General features: G+C 75.8%; 3 protein-coding genes. All 3 read right to left on the bottom strand.

Going from position 1 to position 5,037, the window contains the following annotated elements; all coding sequences use genetic code 11:
- Nucleotides 1-1,713: sugar phosphotransferase (locus EF918_RS32230; protein ID WP_185922020.1), on the bottom strand; the 1,713-nt coding region annotated here is incomplete at its 3' end.
- Entirely contained in the window at nucleotides 1,692-3,272 is a 1,581-nt protein-coding gene (locus tag EF918_RS32225) for a stealth family protein (RefSeq protein ID WP_260610862.1), read from the bottom strand. The genes EF918_RS32230 and EF918_RS32225, both read right to left, overlap by 22 nt.
- A gap of 152 nt (nucleotides 3,273-3,424) precedes the next feature.
- Nucleotides 3,425-5,037 (bottom strand): PIG-L family deacetylase (locus EF918_RS32220; RefSeq protein WP_125652452.1); only part of this gene is annotated, 1,613 nt, incomplete at its 5' end.

The following is a 5,037-nucleotide window of genomic DNA, read 5'->3' as shown; positions in this document are numbered from 1 at the left end:
CGCGGCGGACAGCCGGGCACCGCTGAAGATCAGGGTGCTCAGGTAGAGGAAGCTGGACAGCTGCGCCAGCGAGCCGAGCAGCAGGAAGGACAGGGCCGGGTACTCGTAGGGGCTGGGGACCGGGTAGTAGCGGCGGAGGAAGTCCAGGACGGACCGGGTGCCGCTGCGGCCGCCCTCGACGGCCGGGGAGGCGGCCTCGGCCGCGCCCAGGCCCATCAGGTGGAACTGCTGCATGTCGCGGCGCACCAGCAGCCGGTCCAACCAGCGCTTGAGCCCCGGCATGGCCGCGTGCAGGGCCAGGCTGGCCTCGCCGGAGGGTTCGGCCAGGCCCACCGCCTGGGCGCAGTGGTGGACGGGGCCGTCCAGCGGGTGGGTGCCGGGGAGTTCGGGGGCGTACTGGAGGTCGGGGGCGTCGCCCGCCCCCGTACGGTCCTCACCCAGGGCGGCGAGCACCTCGACGGTGTACGGCTGGGGGCCGTACGCCCAGCCGTGGGCGACGGCCCGGCCGGTCCAGGCGAAGGCCGTGGCCGTCCACGGCGCGGCGGCCTCCGCGGCGGACCAGCCGGAGCGGCGCGGCCGGGTCCCGCCCATCGGGGTGAAGTAGTCGAACGGGCGCACCGGCCGGCCCAGCAGGGCGCCCGGCCGGAACAGCAGGAAGCGGGCGGCGGTGTCGGGCAGCACGTGCAGGGCCGGGTCGGTCGCGGTGCCGGCGCCGAGCACCCGCAGCCGCTCGCCGCCGCGCACCCAGGCGGGCACCGGCGCGGACGCCACCAGGTGCACCTGCTGCACCCAGGGCGCGTACTGGTGCAGCGAGCGCAGCGTGGCCCGCAGCAGTTCCTGCGCCCAGGGCTCGGTGTGCTGCCAGAGCACGACCGCGTCCACCGGGTAGGTGACCTCCTCGATCCGCGGGACGTCGAAGTGCTCGCGGGTCAGGGTCCGGTCGGCCTCGGCCCCGTCGTCGGTGGTGGTGCCGGCGTAGCCGCTGAGCCGCTGGTGGGGGATCTCGATGACGTGGCCCGGCCCGGCGGGCACCACCCGCTGGACCCGGTTGGGGCGGGGGCCGACCAGCCGGGGGTGGTCCAGCGCGGTGTTCGGGGTCCAGAACTCGATCTCCACGCCCTGGCCCTCGCCGACCCACAGGGACAGGGTCGGGTCGGTGCGCAGCCAGACCAGCCGGATCACCCGGGCCTTGGCGAAGTGCTTCCAGGCCTTGACGTGACTGCCGGGGATCCGGGCCGTGGACTCGTTGGCCGGGAGGGCCGAGACGACGTAGCCGGTCTGGTCCTCCAGCAGGGCCCGCAGCACCCGCCGTACGTCGGGCTTGCGCTCGTGCGGCACGGCGAGGGCGAGCCGCCGGTCGTCCAGCGCGGGCACCGCGAACCACGGGATGCCGGCGAGGTCCAGCGCGGTGGTGACCAGGCCCAGGTCGGTGCGCCGGGCCAGGTCGGCGGTCAGGCCGGGGTGGACGTGGCCGACCCGTCCGTCGCGGGCCTTGACCCGGCGCTCGGGAAGGTTGTCGAACGCCCCGGAGCGCACCCGCTTCAGGGCGCGCTGGTGCAGCCGCGACTCGCGGGCGGCCAGCGAGCGGTCCAGGCGGGTGCGCACCCGGTGCCGCATCCGCGGCGGCACCTTGCGGGCGGCGACCCGGACCGGCAGCGGCACCAGCTTGGCGTACACCTCGGCGGCGGAGCTCATGGAATCGGGTTCGGCCACGGCACACGCTCCTCACCGGTGTGTTCGCAGGGGCTGGGGGTCGGGAAGTAGGAGCCGAGGAACCGGTCGAGCAGTTCCTGCTGGGCCTCGACGTCCTCCACCGTGGAGAAGGTGTCGTTGAGGCAGAACGAGTCGTGGTCGCGCCCTTCGAGCAGCTTGTCCAGCCGGTCGGCGAGGTCCGCGCTGGAGAGCCGGAGGTAGGCGAAGCGCAGCGAGCCGGGCTGGGCGCGGCCGGTGAGGGCGGCGTAGTAGAGGGCGAAGGAGGAGGTGGGCGACAGGTCCGTCATGGCCCGGAAGCGGCTGGCCGCGGTCCGCGCCCAGGCCTCGGGGAACTCGGCCTCCGCCTCGGCCATGGCGCTGCGCCGCAGCGCGTACGGGATGTGTTCCATGGGCTGGGTGATGACCCGGCCGAACCGCCCGGCCAGCAGGGCGCGGTTGTTCTTGCAGGCCGCGTCGACCGGGGTGTCGGTCTCGGCCACCGGTCCTTGGGGGATGCGGTTGGGCGAGGGGAAGTAGCGGGCGGCGCCGACCGGGGTGAAGAAGGCGTGCGGGGTGACGGGGCGGCCGAGGAACATGTCGTCGTTGAAGTACAGGAAGTGCTCGGCCAGTCCGTCGATGTGGTGCAGCTGGCTCTCGATGGCGTGCGAGTTGAACGTCGGCAGGTCGGCCGGGTTCCGGAAGATCTCGCGGTGGGGGACGACGTGGAAGCCGGGCACGTCGGTGCGCATCCAGCCGGGCACCTGGTCGTCGGTGACCACGTGGACGTTGCGGATCCAGGGCGCGAACAGGTGCAGGGAACGCAGGGAGTAGCGCAGCTCGTCACGGCTGAGGAAGCGGGCCTGGCTCGCCGACTCCGCGTGGTACGCCTCGCCCTTCGCGGCGGCCTTGCGGGCCTGCCACGCCGGGTCGTCGCCGTCCACCCAGGTGTAGACGGCGTCGACGGGGAAGTCGATGTCCTCGATGCCGGGCACCAGGAACTCGGGGCGGGTGGCCAGCGGGGGCGCGACGTCGGCCGGGGTGTGGTCGGAGGCGAAGCGGGTGAACAGCCGGGCCGCTCCCCAGACGTTGGGGCCGGCCGCGGCCACCGACCAGGCGCCGCGGTTGGCGCGCGGGGCGACCAGGCGGTCGCCCTGGCGGTTCCAGAACTCCACGGCGCAGCCGTACTCGTGACCGAGCAGCAAGTGCCCGCCGGGGTCGGTGCGGTACCAGCTCACCTGGACCCCGACCGCGTCGGCCGGGCCCTGCCAGGCGCGCGGGTCGGTGCTGGGGCGGGGCCGGGGCGTGCGGACGGGCGACTCCTGGAGCCAGGTCACGTGTCCGGGGCTGTGGGCCAGGCAGCGGGCGAGGGCCTCCAGCACCCGGGTGCGGTCCTCGGCGGCGACACCGAGGACGGTGCCGTGGTCGGACCGGCCGGGCACGGCGAAGCAGAAGATGCCGAGGTGGTCCAGCAGCTCGGCCACCGCGGCACGGTTGCCCTCGCGGGCGGCCAGCGGAGTGGCCCCGGGGTGCGCGTAGGCCTCGTCGCCCGTGTCACCGACCCGGATCCGCGGGAGCGCCACCGGCTCCGGCGTCCGTGCCGTCACGTCAGGCATGGTTGCCACGCTCAGCCTTCCCGCAGGGTTCGCACCGGACTCCTTGTTGCAGAGCCCCGCCCCAACCGCTGCAAGATGAGAAGAATAGATGATGGATGACGGGTGAACGCATGCCGCTCCTAGGCCGTCGTCCAGCCGCCGAGCACCAGGCCGGGCAGCGCGCCGTCCTGCCGGGCGACGGCGAGCCGGCCGTCGGGGTCGAGCGAGGCGACCACCAGCCGGCCGAACGCGTCGACCGCCGCGGCCGGTTCCCGGGTGCCCGGGCCGCCGGTCCGCTCCCACCACAGCCCGGCGTGCTCCTGCTCGGTGGGGTAGGCGCCGACGGCGGTGACGCCTTCGGCGGAGCGCTGGAGCAGGACCGTGCAGTCGTAGCCGTCGACGGGGGTGCGCAGGACGCAGACCCCGGCCCCGCCGGCGGTGCCCACGGCGGTGGCGGCGCCGTCGGTGCGGCAGGCGTAGAGCATCCGGTCGCGCGCGTCGCACCCGTAGACGGTGATCCGGCCGGGGCCGGAGGCGAGCGCCGCCAGGGCCGTGCCGGGGGCGGCGACCAGGGGCATCCGCTCGCGCGGCGTCGGGCGCAGCTCGCCGGCGTCGTCGCGGTGCCAGCGCAGCACGCCCTCGGTGGAGGGCGCGAACAGTTCGGGGCGGCCTCGGTCGTCGAGCAGGGCGGCCAGGCCGTCCTGGACCTCCGAGCCGCCCAGGTCGCGCCAGGGGGCCCAGGAGCCGTCGGGGCGCTGGGAGCGGGCGCTGACGCCGCGTCCGAAGTTGCGGACGTAGACGTGGGCGCAGCCGTCGGGGTCGACCACGACGGCGGGCACGCCCACCTCGCGGCCCTTGTCGTGGCCGGTGCCGTGGGGGTTGCCGAGCGAGCGCCACTCCCCCACCGGCCGGCCGCTCTGGTACTGCACGGCGTGCATCACCTCGACGGTGGCCCCGCCCGAGGGCAGCGGGGTGCGGCGCAGCGACACCAGGTGGACCCAGCCGACCGGGGCCTGGGCGACGGCCAGGAAGGGGAGCAGGCGGGGTGTGCGCAGCAGTTCGCGCCCGCTCCAGTCGGGGCCGCCGGGCGTGCGTTCGGTCCAGCGGGCCACGGCGCCGCCCAGGGCGGCGTAGGCGGTCAGGTGGCCCTGGGGGCCCCGGGTGAGCCAGACCCGGCGGCCGGGGTAGCGGACGACGGCGGGGATCCGGACCGGGTGGGCGCCGGTGCAGGGTGCGGCCGGGCGGAAGCATTCGACGGCCACGGGGGCGGCGCCGTCGGCGGTGGCCCGGTGCACGGCCTCCAGCAGGGCCTGGGCGACCGCGGAGTGCTCCGGGTGGTCGGGGCGGACGGCGCCGTGCTCCTCGCTCCAGCCGGTGTGCTCGGGGTCGGGGTCGAGGGTACGGACGGTGGCCGGGGCGAACCGGGCGAGCAGGGCCGTGACCCGGTCCACCAGGGGCTCGGGCGGGTCGGCCGGCAGGGGCCGTCCGGGGTCGGTGAAGCACACCTCGATGCACGGGTCCCCGGCCACGGAGTGGACGTCCAGGCTTTCGCCGTCGGGGAGTTCCTCGGTGCGGTGGTGCCAGGCGGCGTCCCGGCCGAGCCGGTGCAGCAGCCGGTCGCGGTCGGTCCGTTCGCCCGCCGCGAGGCAGACCACGGCCACCGGGCGGTCCGGTGCGGCGAGGTCCCGGTGGAGCTCCGAGCCGGTGGCGGCCAGGGCGTCGCCGGGGTGGGCCAGCAGGTACAGGACGGGGG

It is taken from the genome of Streptomyces sp. WAC06614 (genome assembly GCF_003949795.1).
Classification (GTDB): domain Bacteria; phylum Actinomycetota; class Actinomycetes; order Streptomycetales; family Streptomycetaceae; genus Streptomyces.
The sequence above is the reverse complement of the archived record's forward strand: the minus strand, read 5'-3'. Positions and strand labels throughout refer to the sequence as shown.